Here is a 24,122-nt window from a genome sequence, read left to right on the forward strand (position 1 = left end):
GTGGAGCTCACCGTTTGGGGCATCGTCACTGCGCTCATCGTTGGTCTCATTGTCGGCGCTCTGGGTCGCCTGGTCGTGCCGGGCCGCCAGAACATGCCGATCTGGCTGCACATGCTGATTGGTGTCGGCGCCGCGCTGCTGGGCACCGTGCTGGCTCGGGCGATGGGCATCGCCACCGAGACCGCCGGGGTCGACTGGGCCGAGTTGCTGGTCCAGGTGGTGCTGGCCGCGATCGCCGTGGCACTGGTCGCCGGTGTCGGTCGACGCCGCAGCGTCACTCACCGGTAACCCCGTACCGCGCTCGACGGGCGTCCGACCGACAGGTCGGGCGCCCGTTTCGCGTGCGCCCCGATCGTCCGGTACGACCGATTTCGCCCCCGCGCCCGGCGCCACATGATCCATTGACTGCGGTACCGTCGCCTCTCTTTCGCCGGACCGTCCACTGTCGTAAAGGATTTTTTCCTACTAAGGTGCGGCGGAGAAGGTTAGTGCCAAGCGGCGCGAGGGAGATGTGGCGTGAACAGGTGGAAGCGGCTGGCTCCGGTCACCGCCGTCGTGGCCTCGGCCGCGATGGTCCTGGCCGGTTGTGGTGGCTCCGATGACGAGAAGGCCGCCGACAACAGCAAGCTCACGGTCTGGATGATGGGCGAGGGCAGCGAAACCCAGACCAAGTTCCTCGACGGCGTCGAGGCCGAGTTCCGGCAGAAGCACCCGGACACGGATGTGGTGGTCCAGTACATCCCCTGGCTCGAGGCGCCGAAGAAGTTCCAGGCGGCGCTGGCCGGCGGCGAGGGACCGGACATCACCGAACTGGGCAACACCGAGACCCAGGGCTGGGCGGCGCAGGAGGCGCTGGCCGACGTGACCGACCGGATGAACGGTTGGGCCGAGGGCAAGGACATCCTCCCCGACCTGGTCAAGAACGCCCAGCTCGACGGCAAGCAGTACGGCGTGCCGTGGTACGCCGGCGTCCGGGGGATCTACTACCGCACCGACTGGTTCGCCGAGGCGGGCGTGAAGCCGCCGACGAACTGGGAGGAGATGGTCTCCGCCGCCAAGACCGTGCAGGCCAAGAAGCCGGGCACCTACGGCATCGCGCTGCCCGGCAACTCCGAGCTGCCCTTCTACTCGTTCCTCTGGGGTGCCGGCGGGGAGATCGCGACCAAGCAGGGCGACACCTGGAAGTCCGGGTACAACACGCCCGAGGCGCAGAAGGCCGTCAAGTTCTGGACCGACATGGTGACCGTGCACAAGGTGGCCCCGCCGGCCGCCGCGGGCTGGAACGAGATCGACGCCCGGACCCAGTTCGCCACCGGCAAGGCGGCGATGGCCTTCGGCGGCAGCTGGCAGCAGGGCGCCATCAAGAAGGACAACCCGGAGATCGAGAAGGTCTGGGGCACGTTCCCGATCCCCGGCCCCGACGGTAAGGCGGCGCCCGCCTTCGCCGGCGGCTCCGACATCGCGATCTGGAAGGACAGCGAGCGGCAGAGCCTCGCCTGGGACTACCTGACCGTGCTGCTGAGCAAGAAGAACGACCAGGCCTTCGCCGAAAGCCTCGGCTTCTTCCCGATCTACAAGGACCTCGTCGGTGGCGACAAGTACACCAGCGACAAGATGATGGCGGCGTTCGCCACCACGATGCAGAACACCAAGCTCACGCCGCTCACCCCCAAGTGGGTGGAGGTCAGCCGCACCAAGACGGTGACGCAGGCGATGAACAGCTCGGTCATGAAGGGTCAGAAGACGGTCGAGAAGGCTACCGCCGACGCGGCCGCGGAGATGGAAAGCATCCTCAACGCCAAGTGACCACGCTGACCGAGGCGCCGGAGACGCCTGCCGCGCGGGAGACCCCCGCGCGGCGGCGTCGCCGGGTGGACCGCCTGCCCTACCTGCTGCTCCTGCCCTGCCTGGTGATCATCGGCGTGCTGCTGCTCTGGCCGCTCGGCCAGGTGGTGGTGATGTCCTTCCACCGGCTCAACAACGTCCGACAGTTGCGCGGCGACCGCGAGTGGCCGTGGGTGGGCCTCGGAAACTACGCCGAGATCCTCAGCGATCCGTTCTTCCTGACGGTGCTGCGCAACACCGTCCTGTTCGCCGTGGCCAACGTCGCGCTCACGATGGTCCTGGGCACCCTGGTCGGGCTGCTGCTCAACCGGCTCGGCAAGCGGATGGCCGCCTTCGTGGCCAGCTGCGTGATGCTCGCCTGGGCCACCCCGGCGCTGACCGGCACGATCGTCTGGAAGTGGATCTTCGACGACACCAGCGGCCTGGTCACCTGGCTGTTCAACGCGCTGCCCGACGGGCTGTCGCAGGGCCTCTTCGGGCGCAGCGACTGGACCGGCTACGGCTGGTTCAACTCACCCCTGCTGTTCTTCTCGATCCTGACCCTGGTGGTGGTCTGGCACTCGTTCCCGTTCATCGCGGTCAGCGTGCTGGCCGGCCTGAAGAGCGTGCCGAGCGAGCTGCACGAGGCGGCCCGCGTCGACGGGGCCGGGCCGTGGAAGGTGTTCTGGAAGATCACCTTCCCGCTGCTGCGGCCGGTCTTCGGCATCCTGATCGTGCTCTCCACCATCTGGGACTTCAAGGTCTTCACCCAGCAGTTCGTGCTGGCCGGCGGCACGCAGGACCGGCCGACGTTCATGCTCTCCATCTACTCGTACGCGGAGGCGTTCTCGCCCCCGCCCAAGTACGGCCTCGGTGCCGCGATCGCGGTGATCCTCACCCTGATCCTGCTGGTGGTGACCGGCCTCTACGTCCGCATGGTGCTCAAGCAGGAGGAGGACGCGTGACGCGACGCGGCGGCGCAGGCGTGAAGCGGATCGCCCTCAACGGCGCGGGGCTGCTGGTGGCGCTCTTCGCCGCGTTCCCGGTCTACTGGATGATCTCCACCTCGCTCAAGCCGAGCTCGGAGATCTTCTCGTCGACCCCCCGGCCGGTGCCCACCGAGCCGACCCTGGAGCACTACCGGCAGATCCTCACCGGCAACCTGATCCCGGGCGTCACCTTCGGCGACTTCTTCCTCAACAGCGTGCTGGTCGCGGTCTCCACCGTGGTGCTCAGCGGCCTGGTCGCGCTGCTGGCCGCCACCGCGGTGGCCCGGTTCCGGTTCAAGCTGCGGACCACCTTCCTGATCATGCTGCTGGTGGTGCAGATGATCCCGCTGGAAGCGCTGGTCATCCCGCTGTTCCTGATGATCCAGCGGCTGGGGCTATACAACACCCTGCCCAGCCTGGTCCTCACCTACCTCGGCTTCTCGCTGCCGTTCGCAATCTGGATGCTGCGGGGCTTCGTCGCCGCCGTACCCAAGGAACTGGAGGAGGCCGCCGCCATCGACGGGGCCAGTCGGGCGCAGATCTTCCGGAAGGTCCTCTTCCCGCTGGTGGCGCCCGGACTGGTGGCCACGAGCATCTTCTCGTTCATCACCGCCTGGAACGAGCTGATCTTCGCGCTGACCTTCATCAACGACCAGGAGAGCTACACCCTGCCGGTCGCGATGACGTTCTTCTTCGGCCGCGACGACACCGCCTGGGGTCCGGTGATGGCCGCCTCCACCCTGTTCACCCTGCCGGTGATCATCTTCTTCCTGCTGGTGCAGCGGCGGATGGTCTCCGGACTGGTGGCCGGCGCCGTGAAGGGCTGACGCCGACGCAGGACGGGTGGTCCGCGGGGCCCGCTAGGCTGACCGCCATGACGGGCAGGCTGGCATCGGTGAACCTCGGCGGCGTGACCGAGGCGGAATGGGCGGGCGACGCGAGCGGCCGCAGCGGCATCGACAAGCGGCCGGTCGACGGTCCGGTGCTGCTGCGCGCGGACGGGGTCGCCGGCGACTTCATCGGCGAGCGCGCCCACCACGGCGGCCCGGACCAGGCGGTCTACGCGTACGCCGAGGAGGACGCCGCCTGGTGGGCGGCGGAGATCGGCCGGAGCATCCGCCCGGGCGGCTTCGGCGAGAACCTGACCACGTACGCGGTGGACGTGACGGACGCCGTGATCGGCGAGCAGTGGGCGGTCGGGTCGGCGCTGCTCCAGGTGACCAAGCCGCGTACGCCGTGCACCACCTTCGCCGGCTTCTGGGGCGTACCCGACCTGATCAGGCGGTTCACGGTGCGGGCGACGCCCGGGGCGTACCTGCGGGTGCTGCGCGAGGGAGAGGTCGGCGCGGGCGACCCGGTCGAGGTGGTGGACCGGCCCGCGCACGGGGTGACGATCGGCGAGGTGTTCCGGGCCATGAGCCTGGAGCCGGAGCTGCTGCCCCGGCTGCTCGACGCGCCGGAACTGCCCGAGCAGATCCGGGAGAAGGTGAGCCGCCGGCTCGCCGGCCGGAGCTGACCGCCGCCGCCCACAAGGACACTGTCTGCTGTCTGCTGTCTGCCGGTACCGAGGCCAGGACGGGACGGGACAGGACAGGACATCGGCGTGGCCGGCCGTGACAGGCGCGGACGGACGAACGGGAACGGGCCCCGTCCCGTGGGGAGGGGGCCCGTCCGGCGTCGTCCCGGCGCGCGCCGGGTGACCGGCTCAGCGCAGCCAGGGCACGCTGCGGTCGAGCAGACCGCGCTGCTTGAGCTCCTTGCGCAGCGGGATCTCGTCGTCGATGTAGCCGTCCCAGTTGATGCCCCAGTAGTTGGCGGTGTGGGTGCCCTCACCGCAGAGCTGGCGCTGCACCGGCGTGCGGTTGGCCCACCACTCGCCGTCCTTGTCGATGTGCAGCTCGTCCAGCGGCCGGATCCACCGGTAGGTGTAGCCGACGAAGAGCATCTTGCGGGTGATGGTCGACAGGTTCGTCGACCGCGAGTGCCACTGGCGGCGGTCGAAGATGAAGGCGTCACCGGGGTTGGCGGTGATCTCCACCGTGCCCTCCGGGTCCGGGTTGTGCACGGAGGTGTCCGCCGGGCGGGGCAGCGAGTTCCACAGGTGACTGCCCGGGATCACCTTGGTGGCGCCCCGGCCGTTCTCCGACAGGTCGGAGAGGACGTAGGCCACCTTGAGCGAGAACATCGGCCGGGGCAGGTTCGGGTCCATCGTCTCCGGGTCGGAGTTCTGCCGGTACCCGTCCTGGTGCCACCCCCAGTACGGCTTCTCCGGCTCCAGCGCCGGCGGGGTGACGTCCAGGTGGTTGTGGTGGGTGTAGATGTTCCAGCCGGCCAGGCCCCACATGTACGGGAAGGCGATCGGGTGGGTCAGCAGGTCGCCGAAGAGCTCGTCGCGCTCCAGGAAGCCCAGCAGGTGCAGGGTGCCGTCCTTGGTGGTGGTGCCCTTCGCCTGCTCCTCGGCGTAGACGCGGTCCACCGCCGCCTCCAGCGCCGCCCGGTGGTCCTCCGTCAGGACGTTGCGCAGCAGGAGGAAGCCCTGCTCGTGGAATTCCTTGCGGTCGGTGTCACTGATCGGTTCGTAACCGGTCCGGTCGCCGTAGTCGAACACCTCGACGTACCCCTCCCCATGAGGCGAAACCATTACTGGCACAGGCCGCCGATCGTAACGCGCTGCTTCCGGGACGGCCTACCGCCCAGCACGATATGCCACCGTTGTCCGGACTCTGGGGAGCGAGGGGGCGACACTCCGTCATCTCGCCGGGGCGCGATGAGGCATTAGAAGGAGAATGCCGGATTGTGCGGTGACCGCTGGTAAGGAGATCGAGGCCACTACGCCTCGGCGAAGACCTCCGCGACGACCCGCCCGGCAGCCGGGGCGTCGTCGGTCCGGTTCCAGGTGCCGTCGCGGGCCGTCCACTCCAGGTCGCCGAAGCGCACCCGCTTCACGCCGTGGTCCTGGGCGTGGGAGACCAGCCAGTGCGCGTACCGCCAGCCCCGTCGCTCGTCGGCGGCCGGGACCGTCAGGCCCGTCAGGTCCGCCGCGGCGGTCGCGCCGGCCAGGCCCCAGTCCAGCGACAGGCCCCGGGTCAGCGCGTTCGCCGCGGCCTCGCCACGCATCGCCGGGTCGCGGCCCACCGTGCAGGCGACCGCGCCGGTGGCGTGCCCGAGCAGGGCCCGGGTCAGCACCTCGGACTCGTCCGCCCACTTCTGGTACGCCTCCGGGAAGGCCGAACGCTGCACCTTCTGTGCCGCGTCGGTGACCCGCATCTGCTCCCAGCCGCGCACCTTCTTCAGGGCGGCGTAGAACTTCCCGGCCGCGTACCTGGGGTCGCGGATCTGCTCCGGGGTGCCCCAACCCTGACTCGGGCGCTGCTGGAACAGCCCGACCGAGTCGCGGTCGCCGCCGGCGAGGTTGCGCAGGCCGGATTCCTGGTAGGCGGTGGCCAGCGCCACGACGACGGCCTGCTCGGGCATCTTCCGCTGGATGCCGATCGCCGCGATCGTCGCCGCGTTGGCCATCTGATCGGGATCGAGGGCGACCCGGCCGTCCGCCTGCACCGTGCACGTGCGGCTGGACAGGGGGAGGCGCAACTGCCCGCCCACCTGCCGGATGACGATCCAGATCCCGACCGCGGCGAGGACGACGAGCACGACGCCGCCCGCCACGACTGCCCGTGTACGCACCCACACCCCCTGATCGACAGTCCGACAAGCGTACGTCCCCCGTGGCGCCTTCCGGGTCGTCCGACCGGTTCTCCCCGACCGTAGGGCGTGGCACCGGCCGCCGGGCGGACGCCCCGCACCCTCCGGCGGCCCCGACAGGCGGAGTCCGGACGTTCCCGTTTCCGGCGCGGCCTCACCCGTCCCGGTCTCCCGGCCGGCCCCGGCCCCCGGGGTGCACCCGGCCCTGCCCGCCGTGACCGGTCCCGGCGGTACGAACCGATGCCCGCCCCGGCGCTACCGGCCGGTGTCCGTCGTGGCGTCGCCGCCGGCGGCGGGCACCCAGCGCGCCGGCCGCTTCTCCCGGAACGCCAGGACGCCCTCGCGTCCCTCCTCCGACAGGAAGTATCCGGTCGAGAGGGTGGACAGCCCGGCGATCTCCGCCCGCAGGTCCCCGGCGGGCGGCCGGCGCAGCAACTGCTTCGCCCCGGCCAGCGCGCCCGGTGCCCCCCGTACCAGAGAGCCGCAGTACCCGGCCACCGCCGCGTCCAGTCCGTCCGCCGGCACGGCGGCGGTGACCAGACCGATCTCGGCCGCCCGCCGGCCGTCGAAGGTGTCCCCGGTCAGGTAGAGCTCGGCCGCCGCGCGGGGGTGCAGGCGGGGCAGCACGGTCGCGGAGATCACCGCAGGGACCACGCCGATCCGCACCTCGGTGAAGGCGAACGTCGCCTCCTGCGCGCACACCGCCAGGTCGGCCGCCGCGATGAGGCCGAGGCCGCCGGCCCGCGCCGGGCCGGCCACCTTCGCCACCACCGGCTTCGGGCACTCCCAGACCGCCGCGAGCACGTCGCCGAGCATCCCGGCCGGCACCGTCCCGCTGGCGTACGCGGCGGCCGTCTCCTTCAGGTCCGCCCCGGAACAGAAGACCGGGCCGGTGTGGTCGAGCACGATCACGCGTACGGCGTCGTCGGTGACAGCCTCGGCAAGGCCGGCCAGCAGCTGGGTCATCAGCGGCGTGGAGAGCGCGTTGCGGTTGTGCGGACTGTCCAGGGTGAGGGTGGTCACCCCACTGGCCGTGGCGGCCCGCACGAGCACGTCGGGAGAGGTCATGCCGGGCACACTAGTGGCCATGCCCGGCGTCCTTCCAGAAGGCGAAACCGTCCCCGTCGACGGTTCGCTGCCCGCCACCGCCACCCGTGCCGTCGGCGCACGCGGCTTCGGTGTGTACGTACACGTGCCGTTCTGCGCCAGCCGCTGCGGCTACTGCGACTTCAACACGTACACGGCCGCCGAGTTGGGCGGTGGGGCGGGCCGGGAGGACTACGCCGACACCGTGCTCGCCGAGTTGGCGCTCGCCCGCCGGGTGCTGGGCGACGCCCCGCCGGCCCGGGTCGACACGGTCTTCGTCGGCGGCGGCACCCCGACCCTGCTCCCCGCCGACGACCTGGCCCGGATCCTCGACGGCATCGACCGCACGTGGGGGCTCGCGCCCGACGCCGAGGTGACCACCGAGGCCAACCCGGAGTCGGTCACCCCGGCGTCGCTGAAGGCGCTGCGGGCGGCCGGCTACACCCGGATCTCGCTGGGCATGCAGTCCGCCGCGCCGGGGGTGCTGGCGATCCTCGACCGGACGCACAGCGCAGGGCGGGCCGTCGCCGCCGCCCGTGAGGCGCGCGACGCCGGGTTCGAGCACGTCAACCTGGACCTGATCTACGGCACGCCGGGGGAGACCGAGGCGGACTTCGCCGCCTCCCTCGACCAGGTCGTCGCCGCCGGGGTGGACCACGTCAGCGCGTACGCCCTGATCGTGGAGGACGGCACCCGGCTCGCCGCCCGGATGCGGCGCGGCGAGCTGGCGTACCCCTCCGACGACGTCGCCGCGGACCGCTACCTCGCCGCGGAGGCCGCCCTCGGCGCGGCCGGGCTCTCCTGGTACGAGGTGTCGAACTGGGCCCGCGACGAGGCGGCCCGGTGCCGGCACAACCTGCTCTACTGGACCGGCGCCGACTGGTGGGGGCTCGGCCCGGGGGCGCACAGCCACGTCGGCGGCGTGCGCTGGTGGAACGTCAAGCACCCCACGACGTACGCGAAGCGGCTGGCCGGCGGCGGGTCGCCCGGCCTGGCCCGGGAGGTGCTGACCGCCGCCGAGGCGCACATGGAGGACGTCATGCTCCGGCTCCGCCTCGCCTCCGGGCTACCGCTGGCCGCCCTCGACGCCGCGGGCCGGGCCGGCGCAGGGCGGGCCCACGCCGACGGGCTGCTGGCCGCCGCCGAGTACGCGGCCGGCCGCGCCGTGCTGACCCTGCGGGGCCGGCTGCTCGCCGACGCGGTCGTCCGCGACCTGCTGCCCTGAACCGCGTGCCGGGGCCGGCCGGGGGAGCGGCCGGCCCCGGGTCACTTGGCGAAGCTGTAGGTCATCGGGTAGCGGTAGAGCACGCCCTCGTTGGCCTTGATCCCGCCGATGATCCCGAAGATCAGCGGCACCAGCCAGACGAGCATCGGGACGAAGAACAGCACGCCGCAGGTGATCAGCGTGAGCACCCAGCTGAGCACACCGACGATCGTCCAGGTGAGCTGGAAGTTCAGCGCCGCGACGGCGTGCGCCCGGACCGTCGGCGACTGCTGCCCCCGGACCATCAGCGCGATGACCGGCGCCAGCCAGCCGAGCAGGCCGCCGCCGACGATCACGCCGACCGCGCCGCCGAAGTGGGCGATCAGGGCCCAGTTCTTGTCCTCGTTGTTGGCGTAGCCGCCCGTCGGCGGGCCGTAGCCGCCGCCGGCCGGATAGCCGGCCCCCGGCGGGGGATAACCGCCCGCCGGGGGATAGCCGCCCGTCGGCGGTTGGTCACCGGTGGGCGGCGGATAGCCACCGGGTGGCGGATAGCCGCCCGGGGCCGGGGCCCCGGACAGCGGTGTGGTGGGTTCTTCGAAGCCGGAAGGGCCGGGAACCCCCGACGGGGCGGCCGGGTCCGGCTGGAAGCCGGGGTCCCCCGCTCCGGGAGGGCGAGGTGGTTCAGTCATGGAGGTCACGGTAGGGGCAGCCGGCAAGGACGCACCAGCGTGACACCGGCCGGGATGTCCGAATGGCCGTCCCCTGACGCCGTCGGGCAGGCCCGGGTGGTCGCCGATCGGACTGAACGCCCGAGGTTGATCATCGCGTCGGCGGCCCCGCCGACGTAGACTGGCACTCGCTACAGTCGAGTGCCAGCAGCCCGCCCGGCCCCACACGGGCCGGGGCCGACGTGCGACAGGAGGTGGGGAGGATGGGTCTCGACGACCGCAAGCTCGCCGTGCTGCGTGCGATCGTCGAGGACTACGTCGCCACGCAGGAGCCCGTCGGCAGCAGGGCGCTGGTCGAGCGGCACCAGCTCGGGGTCTCCCCGGCGACCGTCCGCAACGACATGGCCGTGCTGGAGGAGGAGGGCTACATCCGCCAGCCGCACACCAGTGCGGGGCGGGTGCCCACCGACCGGGGCTACCGGCTCTTCGTGGACCGGCTGTCCCGGGTGAAGCCGCTCAGCCCCGCCGAGCGCCGGGCGATCGAGCGTTTCCTGGTCGGCGCCGTCGACCTCGACGACGTGGTGCACCGCACGGTCCGGCTGCTGGCGCAACTCACCCGGCAGGTCGCCGTCGTGCAGTACCCGAGCCTGGCCCGCTCCTCGGTGCGCCACCTGGAGCTGGTGCCGATCTCCACCACCCGGCTGATGCTGGTCATGATCGCCGACACCGGCCGGGTCGAGCAGCGGCTGGTCGAGTTGCCCGCGCCGATTCCCGCCGACCACGTCACGGACCTGCGCCGGCTGGTCAACGAGAAGCTGGTCGGCACCCGGCTGTCGGAGACGCCGCCGCTGGTGCAGGCCCTGGTCGAGGAGTCGGTGCCGCACCTGCGGCCGGCCATGACCACCCTCTCCACCGTGCTGCTCGAGACGTTGATCGAGCGGCACGAGGAGCGGATCGCGCTCGCCGGCACGGCCAACCTCACCCGCGGTGGCCTGCTCGACTTCCAGGGCTCCCTGCGCCCCATCCTGGAGGCGCTGGAGGAGGAGGTCGTGATGCTCAAACTCATCGGCGAGGCGGAGCCGAGCACGACGCGGGTGCTGATCGGTGACGAGAACGAGGTCGACAACCTGCGCGCCGCCTCGGTGGTCAGCACCGGCTACGGGCCGGGCGCGACCAGCGTCGGCGGCCTCGGCGTGCTCGGGCCGACCCGGATGGACTACCCCGGCACCATCGCCACGGTGCGGGCCGTGGCACGCTACGTGGGCGAGCTGCTGGCCCAGAACTGACCAGTCAGGGCCGACGGCCGGCTCCGGCCGCCGACCGGCGCAACGCGAGACGAACATGAGGACACGGAACGCAGTGGCCAGGGACTACTACGGCATTCTCGGGGTGAGCCGGGAAGCCTCCGACGACGAGATCAAGCGCGCCTACCGCAAGCTGGCGCGGCAGTTCCACCCGGACGTGAATCCGGATCCGGAGGCCCAGGAGAAGTTCAAGGACATCAACGCCGCGTACGAGGTCCTCTCGGACGACCGGAAGCGGCAGATCGTCGACCTGGGCGGCGACCCGCTCGCCCCCGGCGGCGGGGGCGCGGGAGGACCGGGCGGTCCCGGCGGCGCCGGGCCGTTCGTCGGCTTCCAGGACATCATGGACGCGTTCTTCGGCGGCGCGGCCGGCGGTTCACGGGGTCCGCGACCGCGGACCCGGCCCGGCGCCGACGCGATCCTGCGGCTGGAGCTGGACCTGCACGAGACCGCGTTCGGCGTCGAGGCGCCGATCACCGTCGACACCGCCGTGCTCTGCACGACCTGCACCGGCGCCGGCACCGCGGCCGGCACCCACGTGGCGACCTGCGAGGCGTGCGCCGGGCGGGGCGAGGTGCAGTCCGTGCAGCGCACCTTCCTCGGTCAGGTGGTCTCCGCCCGGCCGTGCACGGTCTGCCAGGGGCACGGCACCACCATCCCGCACCCGTGCCCGACCTGCGCCGGCGACGGCCGCGTCCGCACCCGGCGGTCGCTGACCGTCAAGATCCCGGCCGGCGTCGAGGACGGCATGCGCATCCGGCTGGCCCAGCAGGGCGAGGTCGGCCCGGGCGGCGGCACGGCCGGCGACCTCTACGTGGAGATCCACGAGCGCCCGCACGACGTCTACTCCCGCAAGGGCGACGACCTGCACTGCCGCGTCACCGTGCCGATGACCGCGGCGGCGCTGGGCACGCGGCTGACCATCAAGACGCTGGACAGCGAGGAGACGGTCGACGTCAAGGCCGGCACCCAGCCGGGCAGCACGCTGCGGCTGCGCGCCCGGGGCGTGCCGCACCTGCGCGGCACCGGCCGGGGCGACCTCTACGTCCACCTCGACGTGCGCACCCCCACCAAGCTCGACGCCGACCAGGAACGGATGCTGCGCGACTTCGCCAAGACCCGGGGCGAGGAGGTCGCCGAGCTCAGCAAGCAGGGCGGCTTCTTCTCCCGGATGCGCGACGCCTTCAACGGCCACGCCTGACGGTCCCGGGCCGCCGCCCGTCGCGGCGATCCGTCGCCGCCCGGTTCGTCTCCCGCTCTCCCGGCCTCGCCGCCCCGGTGCCCGCCGGGGCGGCTAGCCTGATCGTCGTGTCCGCGCCGCTGTTCCTGGTCGACCCGCTGCCCACCGCCGATCGGCTGACCCTCGACGGCCCCGAGGGGCACCACGCCGCCACCGTGCAACGGTTGCGCGTCGGCGAGCGGCTGCTGCTCGCCGACGGACGGGGCGGCACGGCCGACGCGGTGGTCACCGCCGTCGGCCGGGGCACGCTGGACCTCGAGATCACCTCCCGGGGGTACGTCGACGCGTCCCTTCCGCGCCTGGTCGTGGTGCAGGGCATCGCCAAGGGCGACCGGGGCGAGTTGGCCGTGCAGGCGATGACCGAGGTCGGCGTGGACGAGATCGTTCCCTGGGCCGCCGCCCGGTCGGTGACCCAGTGGCGCGGCGACCGGGGCGTACGGGCGCGGGAGAAGTGGGCGGCGACCGCCCGGGAGGCGGCCAAGCAGGCCCGCCGCGCCTGGCTGCCCGTGGTCGCCGGTACGCCGGACGAGTCGACGACCCGGGTGGCCCACCGGATCTCGGGTGCCGCCGCCGCGTTCGTGCTGCACGAGGAGGCGCAGGAGCGGCTGACCGCCGTCGAACTGCCCGCCGCCGGGGAGATCGTGCTGGTCGTCGGCCCGGAGGGCGGCATCGCCGACGCCGAACTGGACACGTTCCGGGCCGCCGGCGCCCGCCCGGTCCGCCTGGGCCCCTCGGTGCTGCGTACCTCCACCGCCGGTGTGGCCGCCCTCTCGGTCCTCGCCACCCGCCTCGCCCACTGGTGACCCGCAGCCCTGCCGGAGCGGGACGTGCCCTGCTCGGGCCCGGAGTGGGTCAGCTGCGGAGGTAGGAGGCGCCGTTGAGGTCGACGATGGTGCCGGAGGCCCACTCGGCCTGCGGGGAGGCGAGCCAGTGCACGGCGGCGGCGATCTCCTCGGGACGGGCCACCCGGTTGAACGGGCTCTGCGCCCGGATCGCGACGCCCCGCTCCCCGCTCAGGTGTTCGGTGGTCATCTCCGTCTCCACGAAGCCCGGGGCGACCGTGGCGATCGTGATGCCGTACGGCGCGAGGGCCACCGCCAGCGACTGGCCCAGCGCGTTCAGCCCGGCCTTGCTCGCCCCGTACGCCGGCTGCTCCGGCTCGCCCCGGAAGGCTCCCCGGGAGGAGACGTTGACGATCCGGCCGCCCCGGTCCCGCATGTGCTGCGCCGCGCACCAGATGACGTTGCCCGCACCGGTCAGGTTGGTCTCCAGCACCTGCCGCCACTGGGCGCGCCACTGCTCGTAGGAGGCGCCGAAGACGGGGTGCGGGGCGTTCCGTTCGCCGTACACCCCGGCGTTGTTGACCAGCACGTCCAGCCCGCCGAGCAGGCCGGCGGCCTCGTCCACCATGGCCCGTACGGCATCCGGGTCGGTCAGGTCGGCGCGGACCACCACGTGCCCCTCGCCGGGCAGTTGCGCCCGAAGTTCCTCGGCCAGCTCCGCCGAGTCGCGGTGGTGGATCGCCACCCGGTCGCCGCCGGCCGCGAACGCGGTCGCCACCGCCCGTCCGATGCCGCGCGAGGCCCCCGTCACCAGTACCGCCCGTGAAGTCACGCCGGCCATCATGCCCTGCCGGCCCGCCCGCGCCGTAGGGAAGGGACCCTTCCTCTACCGCAGGCGTCAACAGGGGGCCCTTCCTTACACTGCCCCGATGGGAACCGACTGCCTGTTCTGCCGGATCGTCGCCGGGGAGATTCCGGCCACGATCGTCCGGGAAACCGCCACCACGCTCGCCTTCCGCGACATCGACCCGAAGGCGCCGGTGCACGTGCTGGTCATTCCGAAGGAGCACTACGCCGACGTGGCGACGCTCGCCCAGGGCGATCCGGAACTGGCCGGGGAGGTCCTCGCCACGGCCGCCGCGGTGGCCGAGGACGAGGGGCTGCTCGGCGACGGCTTCCGGTTGATGTTCAACACCGGCGCGTACGGCGGCCAGGAGGTCTTCCACGCGCACGCGCACGTGCTCGGCGGGGCGCCGCTGGGCCCGATGCTGGTCCGGAACCTCGGGTGACGGCGGTCGACGACCGGCTGTCCCGGATGGTGCGGACGGTGCAGGCGCAGGGCCGGGTGCCGGCGGTGTCGGCGGCCCTGCACCGGGCGGACCGGCCGCTCTGGACGTGCGCCGTCGGCGGCACCGGCAACGACAGCGAGCTGGGCCCGGGCACCCGGTTCCGGATCGGGTCGGTCACCAAGACGTTCACGGCCGTGCTGACGCTCCAGTGCCGCGACGACGGCCTGCTCGACCTCGACGACCCGCTGGGCCGGCACCTGGACCTGCCGGCACACGGGGAGCTGACGGTGCGCCGGCTGCTGTCGCACACCGCCGGCCTGCAACGGGAGCCGTACGGCGACGTCTGGGACACCCTGCGCGCCCCGGATGTCGAGGAGCTGGTCGCCGACCTGTCCCGGGCCGAGCGGGTGCTGCCCCCGGGCCGCCGCTACCACTACTCGAATCTCGGCATGGCGCTGCTCGGCCGGCTCGTCGGGCACCTGCGCGGCGGCACCTGGGCGGAGGTGCTCGCCGAGCGGGTGCTGGCCCCGCTGGGGCTGGCCGAGACCTCGACGGAACCCGGGCCGCACGCCGCGACAGGGTTCCTGGTCGACGCGTACTCCGACGAGGCGCATCCCGAGCCGCCCACCGACTTCGGGGCGGTCGGGCCGGCGGCGCAGCTCTGGAGCACCGCCTCCGACATGGCCCGCTGGGCGGCCTTCCTCGCCGACCCGGCGGCGGTGGACCCGGCCGGCGCCGTGCTCGCCCCGGCCACCCTGGACGAGATGCGCTGGCCGGCGACGGTCACCGACGAGGCGCTCTGGGCCGGCGGCTTCGGGCTGGGGCTGATCCTGGTGCCGCAGGGAAAGCGGATCATGCACGTCGGCCACGACGGCGCGATGCCCGGCTTCCTGGCCGCCGTCTACGGCCGGCGGGGCGGGGAGGGCACTCCCGGCGCGATGGGCGTCGCGGTGCTCGGCTCCTCCGGCACCGCCGGCGAGGTCATCGACCTGCCGCACCGGCTGCTGGCCGCCGCGGTCGAGCACGACCCGGCCGACATCGCGCCGTGGCGGCCGGGCCCGCCCGCCCCGGAGGGCGTACGGGGGCTGCTGGGCCGCTGGTGGGGCGAGGGTTTCGAGTACGTCTTCTCCTGGCACGACGGCGAGCTGCGGGCCCGGGGCGCCGCCGACCCGGCGGGCAGGCCGCCGTCGGTCTTCGTCCCGCTGCCGGACCGGCCGGACGTGTTCCGCACGGTCTCCGGCCGGGAGGCGGGGGAGCTGCTCCGGCTGACCCGGGACGAGCAGGGCACGGTGGTCCGGATGCACTGGGCGACCTACCGGTTCACCCGCCACCAGGAGACCTTCGAGCGGTACGACTTCCGTTCCGGCTCCTGACGGACGGCGCGGCACGGGCGGGGCCGGGCCCGGCCCGTGCCGTTTGTGCCGTACCCCGCGGAAATGGGCAGGGTGCCACCGCTGTTGGAAAGATAAGATGGCAGGAACGTCAGCGCGCCGCGCCAGCAGGCCCGGCGCCGAGATCGAGAGCAGGTGGCGCAGGGCCCCTCGGCCCGACCTATGACCGGCACCCCACCTCCCGGCCCGTCCCGGGTGCAGACCAGGATCACCGTCCCGGATTCCAAGATCATGGTCAACCTGCTCGGCGCGGGTGACGAGATCCTGCGACTGGTCGAGCGCTCGGTCGACAGTGACGTGCACGTCCGGGGCAACGAGATCACCATCACCGGCGCCCCCGCCGACAACGCTCTCGCCGAGCGGCTCTTCAGCGAGCTGCTCGAGCTCATCGAGAAAGGCGAGACCCTGACCACTGACGCCGTCCGGCGTACCGTCGGCATGCTCGAGCAGGGCGGCGCCGAGCGGCCCGCCGAGGTCCTGACGCTCAACATCCTCTCCCGGCGCGGGCGCACCATCCGTCCCAAGACGCTGGGGCAGAAGCGCTACGTCGACGCGATCGACGCGCACACCATCGTCTTCGGCATCGGCCCCGCCGGCACCGGCAAGACCTACCTGGCGATGGCGAAGGCCGTCCAGGCGTTGCAGGCCAAGCAGGTCAACCGGATCATCCTCACCCGGCCGGCGGTCGAGGCGGGGGAGCGGCTCGGCTTCCTGCCCGGCACGCTCAACGAGAAGATCGACCCCTACCTGCGCCCGCTCTACGACGCGCTGCACGACATGCTCGACCCGGATTCCATCCCCAAGCTGATGGCGGCGGGCACCATCGAGGTCGCGCCGCTGGCATATATGCGGGGGCGGGCGCAGCCCTATGACGCCCGGGTTCTGACTCCGGAAGGCTTCAAGCCGTTCGGGTCGCTCCGGGTGGGTGATCTGGTGATCGGCTCGAACGGGACGCCCACGCCGGTGATCGGCATCTTCCCGCAGGGACGCAAGCAGGTCTACCGGGTCACCGCCCAGGACGGCGCGTCCACCCTCTGCTGCGGCGAGCACCTCTGGACCGTCGCGACGCCGGAGGACAAGCGGCGCGGCCGTCGGCGCACCCTCGAGACGCGCCAGATGGTCGGCAAGGAGCGGCGGGGGCACGCCCGCCGGTACGAGCTCCCGGTCGTGGCACCCGTGCACATGGAGCCGCAGGACGTCCCGCTCGATCCGTACGCGGTTGGTCTGCTGCTCGGGGACGGCTCGATCTCGTCACGAGCGACGCCCGCCTTCTGCACAGCGGATCCGGAGCTCGCCGTCGCACTCGAGGAAGCGCTGCCCGACATCGAACTCGTCCGCAAGGGCGACTACGACTACGTCCTCCGGCACGTCAACGGGCACCGGGGCGGGGTGATCGTCGCGAACCCGGTCACGCTCGCCGTCCGCGAGCTGGGTCTGGCCGGGGCCACGTCGGGCACGAAGTTCGTGCCCGACGTCTACAAGAACAACAGCGTCGACGTCCGTCTGGCCGTGCTTCAAGGCCTGCTGGACAGCGACGGTGGGCCGGTCGTCCAGGCCGGGCGCACGTGCCGGGTACAGCACTCGACGACCTCCCCGCGGCTGCGGGACGACGTGGTGCACCTGGTCCAGTCGCTCGGCGGCGTGGCCACGTGGCGGGTGCGGGAGGCCGAGGGCCGCAAACCGGGGCTGGCCAAGGGACGTCCTGTTCCCTACCGTGCCGACGCGTACGTCGTGGAGATCCGGCTTCCCGCCGGTGTGTCGCCGTTCCGCCTGTCGCGCAAGCGCCGGCTGTACGACGAGCACGGGGGCGGCCGGCCGATGCGCTTCATCGACTCGATCCTCCCGGCGGGGTTTCAGGAGACGATGTGCATCCAGGTCGCGGCGGAGGACTCGCTGTACGTGACCGACGACTTCCTGGTTACGCACAACACGCTCAACGACGCGTTCATCATCCTCGACGAGGCGCAGAACACGACGCCCGAGCAGATGAAGATGTTCCTCACCCGGCTCGGCTTCGGTTCCAAGATCGTCGTCACCGGTGACGTCACCCAGGTGGACCTCCCCGGCGGGACGACGAGCGGCCTGCGGGTGGTCCGGGAGATCCTGGAGAACGTCGAGGACGTGCACTTCGCCCAGCTCTCCAGCTCCGACGTGGTCCGTCACCAACTGGTCGGGGAGATCGTCGACGCGTACGCCCGCTGGGACGCCGAGCGGGAGAATCAGCAGGCGCAGGGCGTGCACGCCGTGCCCGGGCGGTCCGCCCAGGGCGGCCGGGCCGGCCGGCGCCGCTAGACCGAGGGAAGACAGTTGTCCATCGAGATCGCCAACGAGTCCGGTGTCGACGTCGACACCGACGCCGTGCTCGCCGTCGCCCGGCACGCCCTCGACGAGATGGGGGTCAACCCCCTTGCCGAGTTGTCCGTGCTGCTGGTCGACATCGACTACATGACCGAGCTCAACCACCGGTGGATGGGCGGTGACGGCCCGACCGACGTGCTCGCCTTCCCCATGGACGAGGGCAGCGTCGACCACGGGCCGGGCGAGTCGACCGCCGCCGGCGGCGAGCCCGCGCTGCTCGGCGACATCGTGCTCTGCCCGGAGGTGGCGGCCAAGCAGGCGGCCACCGCCGGCCACGCACCCGCCGACGAGCTGCACCTGCTCACCGTGCACGGCGTGCTGCACCTGCTCGGCTACGACCACGCCGAGCCGGAGGAGGAGCGGGAGATGTTCGCCTTGCAGGCCCGGCTGCTGGCGAGCTGGCGGTCGACCCGGTCCCGGTGATGAACATCCCGATACTGGCGGCCGGCGCCACCGGCCTGCCCGATCTGCAACTGCTGGTCTTCGCGGCCAGCCTGGTGGTGCTGGCCGGCCTGATCGCAATGACCGAGGCGGCGCTCGCCGCGGTCTCGCCCGCCCGTGCCGCCGAGCTGGCCCGTGACGGCGCGCGGGGCGCGCGCACGCTCCAGGCCGTCGCCGGGGACGTGGTCCGCCACCTCAACCTGCTCCTGCTGTTGCGGCTGCTCGCCGAGTTGACCGCCACCACGCTGGTGGCGCTGGTCGCGGTGGACACCTTCGGCGCGGGCTGGCGCGCGGCGCTGGTCACCGCCGGCGCGATGACCGTGATCAGCTTCGTGGTGGTCGGGGTCGGCCCGCGCACCATCGGCCGGCAGCACGCGTACGTGGTGGGGAGGTCCGTCGCCCCGCTGGTCCGCTGGCTGGGCCGGGCGCTCAACCCGCTCGCCTCGCTGCTGATCCTGATCGGCAACGCGGTCACCCCGGGGCGTGGCTTCCGGGAGGGGCCGTTCGCCACCCAGGTGGAGCTGCGCGAACTGGTCGACCTGGCCGAGCAGCGCGGCGTCGTGGAGCACGGCGAGCGACAGATGATCCACTCGGTCTTCGCGCTCGGCGACACCATCGCCCGGGAGGTGATGGTGCCGCGTACCGAGATGGTGTGGATCGAGGAGGGCAAGACGCTCTCCCAGGCGCTGGCGCTCTTCCTGCGCTCCGGTTTCTCGCGGATCCCGGTCATCGGCGAGAGCGTCGACGACGTGCTCGGCGTGCTCTACCTCAAGGACCTGATCCGGCGGACCCAGGGCGGTGCCTTGGCAGACCACCAACTCCCGGTGGCCGAGCTGATGCGCCCCGCCACCTTCGTGCCCGAGTCCAAGCCGGTCGACGACCTGCTCTCGGAGATGCAGGCCGCCCGCAACCACCTGGTCATCGTCGTCGACGAGTACGGCGGCACCGGCGGGCTCGTCACCATCGAGGACATCCTGGAGGAGATCGTCGGGGAGATCACCGACGAGTACGATGTCGAGCGCCCGCCGGTCGAGCACCTCGACGACGGGGCGGTGCGGGTGACCGCGCGGCTCCCGGTGGAGGATCTGGGCGAGTTGTTCGACACCGACCTCCCCACCGACGAGGTGGAGACCGTCGGCGGCCTGCTCGCCCAGTCCCTGGGCCGGGTCCCCATCCCCGGGGCACAGGTCGAGGTCGCCGGGCTCCGGCTGATCGCCGAGGGCACCACCGGCCGACGCAACCGGATCGACACCGTGCTGGTGCGCCGGGCGGAGTCGACCGACACACAGAACGGCCCCGGCCGTGGCGAGCGCGCCGCGCCCCGGGACGACACGAACCGATCCGAGGAGAGGCAACCCGCCGATGCCTGAGTCACCCGCCGTACCGGCCGCCCGGCCCACCCCGTCCGACCCGGTCGAGCTGAGCGCCGAGGACGGCAAGCTGGTCGTCCTGGCGCGTGGCGCGCGTGGCCGGGTGGGAGCCGTGGAGGGCGCGGCGGTCCGCGACCAGGACGGCCGGACGTACGCCGCGGCCAGCGTCTCGCTGCCCTCGTTGACGATCACCGCGCTCCAGCTCGCGGTGGCCTCGGCGGTGGCGGCCGGCGCGACCCGGCTGGAGGCCGCCGCGGTGGTCACCGAGGCGTCGACGCTGGACGGCGCCGGGCACGCGGCGGTACGCGACCTCGCCGCGGACGCGCCGATCCACGTGGCCGCCCCGGACGGCGCCGTTCTGGGCACGGTGACCGAGTGAGCGGGCGGGACGGCGCGGCGACCCGTGCCACCGCCGAGCGGGGTGGGGCGGCGGCGTGAGTGACCTCCAGCAGCGCCCCTACCGGGCCGGTTTCGCCTGTTTCGTCGGTCGGCCGAACGCCGGCAAGTCGACGCTGACCAACGCGATCGTCGGGCAGAAGATCGCCATCACCTCGAACAAGCCGCAGACCACCAGGCACATCATCCGGGCCGTCCTGCACCGCCCGGAGTCCCAGCTCGTGCTGGTCGACACCCCGGGTCTGCACCGTCCCCGTACGCTGCTCGGCGAGCGCCTCAACGACCTGGTCCGGCAGACCTGGAGCGAGGTCGACGTGATCGGCCTCTGCATCCCGGCGGACGAGCCGATCGGGCGCGGCGACCGGTTCATCACCGGCGAGCTGGCCGAGCTGAAGGCCACCGTGCTGGCGGTGGTCACGAAGACCGACCTGGTGGACCGCAAGCGGCTGGCCGAGCAACTGCTCGCCGTCAGCGAGCTGGGCGAGTTCGCCGAGGTGGTGCCGGTCAGCGCGGTCTCCGGTCACCAGGTGGACACCCTGGTCGACGTGATGACCGGCTACCTGCCCGAGTCACCGCAGCTCTACCCGGACGACATGCTCACCGACGACCCGGAGCAGGTGCTGGTCGCCGAGCTGATCCGCGAGGCCGCCCTGGAGGGTGTCCGCGACGAGCTGCCGCACTCCATCGCGGTGGTCGTCGAGGAGATGATTCCCGAGGGCAAGCTCATGAAGATCTATGCCGATGTGTACGTCGAGCGGCCCAGTCAGAAAGCGATCGTGATCGGTCACCGGGCCAGCCGGCTCAAGCATGTCGGCACCACGGCCCGCCAGCAGATCGAGGAGCTGCTCGGCACCCGGGTCTACCTCGACCTGCACGTGCGGGTGGCGAAGGACTGGCAGCGGGACCCGAAGCAACTGCGCAAGCTGGGCTTCTGACGCCGGTGCCGGGGCACCTGCGTGCCCCGGCACCGGCGCGGTCCGCTGGTGATCGTTCTCGGTCGGGCGTATGGAGGATGTCACGTCCAGGCGGGCGTCTGCGGTTTGCCGGGGCCGGTTCGGAGGGTAGGCATAGGGGAGCCCCCGTACCCCCGGATATAGATTCAGGCTGATGCGAAACCGATACCTGGACCTGCTCCGCTTCCTGGCCATCGTTCGAGTCGTCGTCTACCACGTCACCGGTTGGGCCACGCTGACCCTCGTCTTCCCGGCGATGTCGGTGATGTTCGCGCTCGCCGGCTCGCTGATGGCGGCCTCACTACAGCGGTGGGGACCAGGGGCGGTCGGCCGCCGGTTACGGCGCCTGCTGCCGTCACTCTGGGTGCTCGCCGCCGTCTTCGTGCCCGCCATGCTGCTCACCGGGCTGCCGCTGAGCCCCAAGGTGCTGCTCTGGCTTTTCCCCATCGCCGACCCACCGGCCAACGGCTGGGGCGCGATCGCACTCAGCGTGATCTGGTACCTGCGGGACTACCTCTGGTTCGTACTCGCCTCGCCGGTGGCCCTATGGCTGTTCCGGCGCGCCCCGGTGCCCACCCTGATCGCCCCGTACGCCCTGCTCGTGGCGGCCGAGCTGGGCCTGCTCCCGGCGCTGCCGGGGGCGCTGCACCAGTTCGGTCTCTACTTCGGCGCCTGGCTGCTCGGCTTCGCCCACCAGGCCGGCATGCTGCGCCGCCTGGCCAACCGGGTGCTGGTGCCGGTCGCGCTCACTCTCGCCGCCGCGGGGGCCGCCTGGATCTTCACCCACCCCGGGCCACGCGGGTACGACCTGAACGACAACCCCCTCGGCAACGCCCTGTGGTCGGCGGCGTTCGTCCTCGTGCTGCTCGGCCGGGGGCCGGCGAGCGCAGCCTGGGTGGACCGCAGTGCCGCGTTCGGCCGGGTGGTGACCGTGTTCAACCGGCGGGCGCTCACCGTCTACCTGTGGCACATGCCGTTCGTGGTGGCGCTCACCCCGCTGGTCGACGTGGTGGGCTGGTCGCACCAGGACCCGCTGGGCCTGGCGATCCGCGTGGCGTTGGTCTTCGCGCTGGTCGCGGTGGCGACCGCCCTGTTCGGTTGGGTGGAGGACGTGGCGGCCCGCCGGCCACCGGAACTGGTCCCCGGCGGCTCCCACCCCGTTCCGGCCGGCGCTCACCCGGCCGGCGGGCATCCTGCCACCGCTCACTCCGCCAGCGAGCACTCGGCCGGCGCTCACCCCGCTGGCGCTCACCCGGCGGGCGGGCGGGCGGCGGTGCCGGCGCCCCGGGCCGCGCGGGAGCCGGAGACCGTCGAGATCAGCGCTGGGTGAGGGTCACGTTGCCACTACCGGTGCCGAGGTCGAGCACCAGCGTGGCGGACGGGTCGTCGGGGACGCCCAGGTCGGCGTCGCCGCTGTCAACGTTGGAGCGGACCCGGTAGCGGCCCGACGGCACGACCAGTTCGACGTTCCCGCTGGCGGCGCGCACCCGCGCCGAGGCGGGCGTCGCGAGGTCGACCGTGACGTCGCCGGAGCCGGCCTCCGCGTCCACCCCGCCGCCGAGGCGGCGGCCCGTGATGTCGCCGGAGGAGGTACGCAGCGTGACCGTGGCCGCGACCTCGTCGACCTCGACGTTGCCGGAGCCGGCCTCGGCCCGGACAGGGCCGCCGGCGCCGGTCACCTGGATGTTGCCGGAGCCGGTCTGCGCGCGGACGGGGCCGCTGGAGCCGGCCACCCGGATGTTGCCCGATCCGAGCAGCATCTCCACCGGGCCCACCTTGCTCAGGTCGACGTCACCGGAGCCGCTCTCGCCCTTCACGCTCACCCCGTCCGGGGCGGTGACCTCGTAGGAGATCGTGCACCGGGAGCCGCAGTCGGTGTCCAGCACCAGCTCGGAGCCCTTGATCTCGTACGTCGCGTCGGGCTGGCCGCCCTGGTAGCGCACCACACGCTTGATCCGTACCTCGTCCTGCGGGCCGATGGCGCGGACGGTCACGTCGCCGGCTCCCGGGAGCACCCGGATGCTGCTGATCCGAACCGCCTCGGTGTTGTCGTAGTCGAGTCGGCGGAAGGACAGGTTGTCGCACCCGGCGGAGACGATCAGGGTGGTGGCCGCAGCGAGGAGCACAGCGGCGGTGCGGTGTTGAGCCATGCGAGCACGCTACGAGCCGTGGCCCGGCCGGCGCATCGGGGTTCGCACGCGAGACACCCCGAGCTGACCCTGATTCCACACCCCGAGAGAGAATGGCCCGATGGCCGGGTACCGCCGACAGCTCTACCGCGACGACGCGGTCGTCCTGCGCGTGCAGAAGCTCGGCGAGTCCGACCGGATCATCACCCTGCTCACCCGCCGGCACGGCCGGCTGCGGGCGGTCGCCCGGGGCATCCGCCGTACCACCAGCAAGTTCGGCGCCCGGCTGGAGCCGTTCGGGCACGTCGACCTCCAGCTCGCCGGCGACCCCAAGGGCAACCACGGCAGCTCGCTGCACACGGTCAGTCAGGTCGAGGGCATCGACCTCTACGGCAAACGGTTCCTCGGCGACTACTCCCGCTACACGGCCGCCAGCGCGATCGCCGAGACCGCCGAGCGACTCACCCCCGTCGAACGGGAACCGTCGCTGCGGCTGTTCCAGCTGACCCTGGGCGCGCTGCGTGCGCTCGCCGAAGGCAGCCACGCCACCACGCTGGTGCTCGACGCGTACCTGCTGCGCGGCATGACGCTGGCCGGCTGGGCGCCTGCGCTGGCCGCCTGCGCCGTCTGCGGCACGCCGGGGCGGCACCGGGCGTTCTCGGTGCCGGCCGGGGGCGCGGTCTGCCCGGACTGCCGGCCGCCGGGCGCCGCCCATCCCGCCCCGGCCACCATCGACCTGATGTCCGCGCTGACCAGCGGCGACTGGCGGGTCGCCGACGCCACCGAGACCGGCGTACGCCGAGAGTGCAGCGGCCTCGTCGCGGCGCACCTGCAGTGGCACCTGGAGCGCGCGCTACGCTCGCTGCCGCTGGTCGACCGGGGCGCCCCGGCGGCCGGTCCGGTCCCGCCGTCGCGGGGCGCCGGAACCGGAGCGGACGGCGTGAGCAGGGGGAGAACCGAGTGATCCGATCGATGAGGGCCGGCCGGCGCGAGCCG

The 24,122-nt window shown here is 72.5% G+C and carries 23 protein-coding genes and 3 pseudogenes; 20 read left to right on the forward strand and 6 right to left on the reverse strand.

Features of this window, described 5'->3' with window-relative positions:
- From AB0D32_RS26385 to AB0D32_RS26405, 5 genes are all read left to right on the forward strand, one after another.
- A complete protein-coding gene (locus tag AB0D32_RS26385; RefSeq protein ID WP_357095793.1) occupies positions 1 to 288 on the forward strand; it encodes a GlsB/YeaQ/YmgE family stress response membrane protein in 288 nt (95 codons plus the stop codon).
- A 228-nt stretch (positions 289 to 516) separates the two neighbouring features.
- A complete protein-coding gene (locus tag AB0D32_RS26390; protein ID WP_357095676.1) occupies positions 517 to 1,806 on the forward strand; it encodes a sugar ABC transporter substrate-binding protein in 1,290 nt (429 codons plus the stop codon).
- On the forward strand, positions 1,803 to 2,789 hold the full coding sequence (locus AB0D32_RS26395; RefSeq protein ID WP_357095679.1) for a sugar ABC transporter permease: 987 nt from the start codon (positions 1,803 to 1,805) through the stop codon (positions 2,787 to 2,789). Before AB0D32_RS26390 ends, AB0D32_RS26395 begins: the two co-directional genes overlap by 4 nt.
- Positions 2,790 to 2,809: 20 nt before the next feature.
- Positions 2,810 to 3,640, forward strand: coding sequence for a carbohydrate ABC transporter permease (locus tag AB0D32_RS26400; RefSeq protein WP_357095795.1), 831 nt, complete (start codon positions 2,810 to 2,812; stop codon positions 3,638 to 3,640).
- 47 nt (positions 3,641 to 3,687) lie between these two features.
- A complete protein-coding gene (locus tag AB0D32_RS26405) occupies positions 3,688 to 4,329 on the forward strand; it encodes an MOSC domain-containing protein (RefSeq protein ID WP_357095682.1) in 642 nt (213 codons plus the stop codon).
- A 189-nt stretch (positions 4,330 to 4,518) separates the two neighbouring features.
- On the opposite strand, the gene AB0D32_RS26410 is transcribed toward AB0D32_RS26405, so the two are convergent.
- The 3 genes from AB0D32_RS26410 to AB0D32_RS26420 all read right to left on the reverse strand — a co-directional run bounded on the left by AB0D32_RS26410 (position 4,519) and on the right by AB0D32_RS26420 (position 7,583).
- Positions 4,519 to 5,454, reverse strand: coding sequence for a phytanoyl-CoA dioxygenase family protein (locus AB0D32_RS26410; protein ID WP_357095798.1), 936 nt, complete (start codon positions 5,452 to 5,454; stop codon positions 4,519 to 4,521).
- A gap of 188 nt (positions 5,455 to 5,642) precedes the next feature.
- On the reverse strand, positions 5,643 to 6,503 hold the full coding sequence (locus AB0D32_RS26415) for a hypothetical protein (RefSeq protein WP_357095684.1): 861 nt from the start codon (positions 6,501 to 6,503) through the stop codon (positions 5,643 to 5,645).
- A gap of 267 nt (positions 6,504 to 6,770) precedes the next feature.
- Positions 6,771 to 7,583: an enoyl-CoA hydratase-related protein gene (locus AB0D32_RS26420; RefSeq protein ID WP_357095687.1), complete on the reverse strand. Its 813-nt coding sequence runs from the start codon at positions 7,581 to 7,583 to the stop codon at positions 6,771 to 6,773.
- Between the two features lie 19 nt (positions 7,584 to 7,602).
- Here AB0D32_RS26420 and hemW point away from each other — a divergent pair, with 19 nt between their 5' ends.
- A complete protein-coding gene (hemW, locus tag AB0D32_RS26425) occupies positions 7,603 to 8,826 on the forward strand; it encodes a radical SAM family heme chaperone HemW (protein ID WP_357095801.1) in 1,224 nt (407 codons plus the stop codon).
- 41 nt (positions 8,827 to 8,867) lie between these two features.
- Here the strand turns inward: hemW and AB0D32_RS26430 are convergent, their stop codons facing one another.
- Positions 8,868 to 9,494, reverse strand: a complete 627-nt coding sequence (locus tag AB0D32_RS26430) for a DUF4870 domain-containing protein (RefSeq protein ID WP_357095690.1) — start codon at positions 9,492 to 9,494, stop codon at positions 8,868 to 8,870.
- A 242-nt stretch (positions 9,495 to 9,736) separates the two neighbouring features.
- On the opposite strand from AB0D32_RS26430, the gene hrcA reads away from it, so the two are divergent.
- The 3 genes from hrcA to AB0D32_RS26445 all read left to right on the forward strand — a co-directional run bounded on the left by hrcA (position 9,737) and on the right by AB0D32_RS26445 (position 12,820).
- Positions 9,737 to 10,759 carry a heat-inducible transcriptional repressor HrcA gene (gene hrcA, locus AB0D32_RS26435; protein WP_357095693.1) on the forward strand — a complete coding sequence of 341 codons (1,023 nt, stop codon included), beginning with the start codon at positions 9,737 to 9,739 and terminating at the stop codon, positions 10,757 to 10,759.
- 73 nt (positions 10,760 to 10,832) lie between these two features.
- A complete protein-coding gene (dnaJ, locus tag AB0D32_RS26440; RefSeq protein WP_357095804.1) occupies positions 10,833 to 11,978 on the forward strand; it encodes a molecular chaperone DnaJ in 1,146 nt (381 codons plus the stop codon).
- 107 nt (positions 11,979 to 12,085) lie between these two features.
- Positions 12,086 to 12,820, forward strand: a complete 735-nt coding sequence (locus AB0D32_RS26445) for a 16S rRNA (uracil(1498)-N(3))-methyltransferase (RefSeq protein ID WP_357095696.1) — start codon at positions 12,086 to 12,088, stop codon at positions 12,818 to 12,820.
- Positions 12,821 to 12,869: 49 nt separating this feature from the next.
- Here AB0D32_RS26445 and AB0D32_RS26450 read toward each other — a convergent pair whose 3' ends face one another.
- Positions 12,870 to 13,631: an SDR family oxidoreductase gene (locus AB0D32_RS26450; RefSeq protein WP_357095699.1), complete on the reverse strand. Its 762-nt coding sequence runs from the start codon at positions 13,629 to 13,631 to the stop codon at positions 12,870 to 12,872.
- A gap of 97 nt (positions 13,632 to 13,728) precedes the next feature.
- Between AB0D32_RS26450 and AB0D32_RS26455 the strand changes: the two genes are divergently transcribed.
- From AB0D32_RS26455 to AB0D32_RS26500, 10 genes and pseudogenes are all read left to right on the forward strand, one after another.
- Positions 13,729 to 14,088 (forward strand): histidine triad nucleotide-binding protein, encoded by a 360-nt coding sequence (locus AB0D32_RS26455; RefSeq protein ID WP_357095702.1) that lies wholly within the window; start codon positions 13,729 to 13,731, stop codon positions 14,086 to 14,088.
- Positions 14,085 to 15,461 (forward strand): serine hydrolase domain-containing protein, encoded by a 1,377-nt coding sequence (locus tag AB0D32_RS26460; protein ID WP_357095705.1) that lies wholly within the window; start codon positions 14,085 to 14,087, stop codon positions 15,459 to 15,461. The genes AB0D32_RS26455 and AB0D32_RS26460 overlap by 4 nt, the downstream gene beginning before the upstream one ends.
- A gap of 180 nt (positions 15,462 to 15,641) precedes the next feature.
- A pseudogene (locus AB0D32_RS26465) lies at positions 15,642 to 16,337 on the forward strand (PhoH family protein); the annotation flags it as partial.
- Between the two features lie 324 nt (positions 16,338 to 16,661).
- A pseudogene (locus AB0D32_RS26470) lies at positions 16,662 to 17,144 on the forward strand (LAGLIDADG family homing endonuclease); the annotation flags it as partial.
- Positions 17,145 to 17,408: 264 nt separating this feature from the next.
- Positions 17,409 to 17,771, forward strand: a pseudogene (locus tag AB0D32_RS26475) (PhoH family protein); the annotation flags it as partial.
- Positions 17,772 to 17,786: 15 nt separating this feature from the next.
- The gene (gene ybeY / locus AB0D32_RS26480) at positions 17,787 to 18,260 is read left to right on the forward strand and encodes an rRNA maturation RNase YbeY (protein ID WP_357095707.1); all 474 of its coding nucleotides are present in this window, start codon (positions 17,787 to 17,789) and stop codon (positions 18,258 to 18,260) included.
- Positions 18,236 to 19,648 (forward strand): hemolysin family protein, encoded by a 1,413-nt coding sequence (locus AB0D32_RS26485; protein WP_357095807.1) that lies wholly within the window; start codon positions 18,236 to 18,238, stop codon positions 19,646 to 19,648. Before ybeY ends, AB0D32_RS26485 begins: the two co-directional genes overlap by 25 nt.
- Positions 19,641 to 20,027, forward strand: a complete 387-nt coding sequence (locus tag AB0D32_RS26490) for a cytidine deaminase (protein WP_357095711.1) — start codon at positions 19,641 to 19,643, stop codon at positions 20,025 to 20,027. Before AB0D32_RS26485 ends, AB0D32_RS26490 begins: the two co-directional genes overlap by 8 nt.
- A gap of 55 nt (positions 20,028 to 20,082) precedes the next feature.
- Positions 20,083 to 20,979: a GTPase Era gene (gene era / locus AB0D32_RS26495; protein WP_357095713.1), complete on the forward strand. Its 897-nt coding sequence runs from the start codon at positions 20,083 to 20,085 to the stop codon at positions 20,977 to 20,979.
- 172 nt (positions 20,980 to 21,151) lie between these two features.
- Positions 21,152 to 22,327 carry an acyltransferase gene (locus tag AB0D32_RS26500; RefSeq protein ID WP_357095716.1) on the forward strand — a complete coding sequence of 392 codons (1,176 nt, stop codon included), beginning with the start codon at positions 21,152 to 21,154 and terminating at the stop codon, positions 22,325 to 22,327.
- On the opposite strand, the gene AB0D32_RS26505 is transcribed toward AB0D32_RS26500, so the two are convergent.
- On the reverse strand, positions 22,314 to 23,147 hold the full coding sequence (locus AB0D32_RS26505; protein WP_357095719.1) for a DUF4097 family beta strand repeat-containing protein: 834 nt from the start codon (positions 23,145 to 23,147) through the stop codon (positions 22,314 to 22,316). The two genes, AB0D32_RS26500 and AB0D32_RS26505, sit on opposite strands and share 14 nt — an antisense overlap.
- Before the next feature lie 100 nt (positions 23,148 to 23,247).
- On the opposite strand from AB0D32_RS26505, the gene recO reads away from it, so the two are divergent.
- Positions 23,248 to 24,090, forward strand: coding sequence for a DNA repair protein RecO (recO, locus tag AB0D32_RS26510; RefSeq protein WP_357095722.1), 843 nt, complete (start codon positions 23,248 to 23,250; stop codon positions 24,088 to 24,090).
- Positions 24,091 to 24,122: the final 32 nt, after the last annotated feature.

The sequence above is a fragment of the Micromonospora sp. NPDC048170 genome (assembly GCF_040652795.1).
GTDB lineage: Bacteria > Actinomycetota > Actinomycetes > Mycobacteriales > Micromonosporaceae > Micromonospora.

Coding starts and splice junctions, on each gene's coding strand:
- AB0D32_RS26405 (WP_357095682.1), top strand. CDS start 3,688: ATGACGGGCAGGCTGGCATCGGTGAACCTCGGCGGCGTGACCGAGGCG.
- AB0D32_RS26410 (WP_357095798.1), bottom strand. CDS start 5,454: ATGGTTTCGCCTCATGGGGAGGGGTACGTCGAGGTGTTCGACTACGGC.
- AB0D32_RS26420 (WP_357095687.1), bottom strand. CDS start 7,583: ATGACCTCTCCCGACGTGCTCGTGCGGGCCGCCACGGCCAGTGGGGTG.
- hemW (WP_357095801.1), top strand. CDS start 7,603: ATGCCCGGCGTCCTTCCAGAAGGCGAAACCGTCCCCGTCGACGGTTCG.
- AB0D32_RS26430 (WP_357095690.1), bottom strand. CDS start 9,494: ATGACTGAACCACCTCGCCCTCCCGGAGCGGGGGACCCCGGCTTCCAG.
- hrcA (WP_357095693.1), top strand. CDS start 9,737: ATGGGTCTCGACGACCGCAAGCTCGCCGTGCTGCGTGCGATCGTCGAG.
- AB0D32_RS26455 (WP_357095702.1), top strand. CDS start 13,729: ATGGGAACCGACTGCCTGTTCTGCCGGATCGTCGCCGGGGAGATTCCG.
- AB0D32_RS26490 (WP_357095711.1), top strand. CDS start 19,641: ATGCCTGAGTCACCCGCCGTACCGGCCGCCCGGCCCACCCCGTCCGAC.
- AB0D32_RS26500 (WP_357095716.1), top strand. CDS start 21,152: ATGCGAAACCGATACCTGGACCTGCTCCGCTTCCTGGCCATCGTTCGA.
- AB0D32_RS26505 (WP_357095719.1), bottom strand. CDS start 23,147: ATGGCTCAACACCGCACCGCCGCTGTGCTCCTCGCTGCGGCCACCACC.
- recO (WP_357095722.1), top strand. CDS start 23,248: ATGGCCGGGTACCGCCGACAGCTCTACCGCGACGACGCGGTCGTCCTG.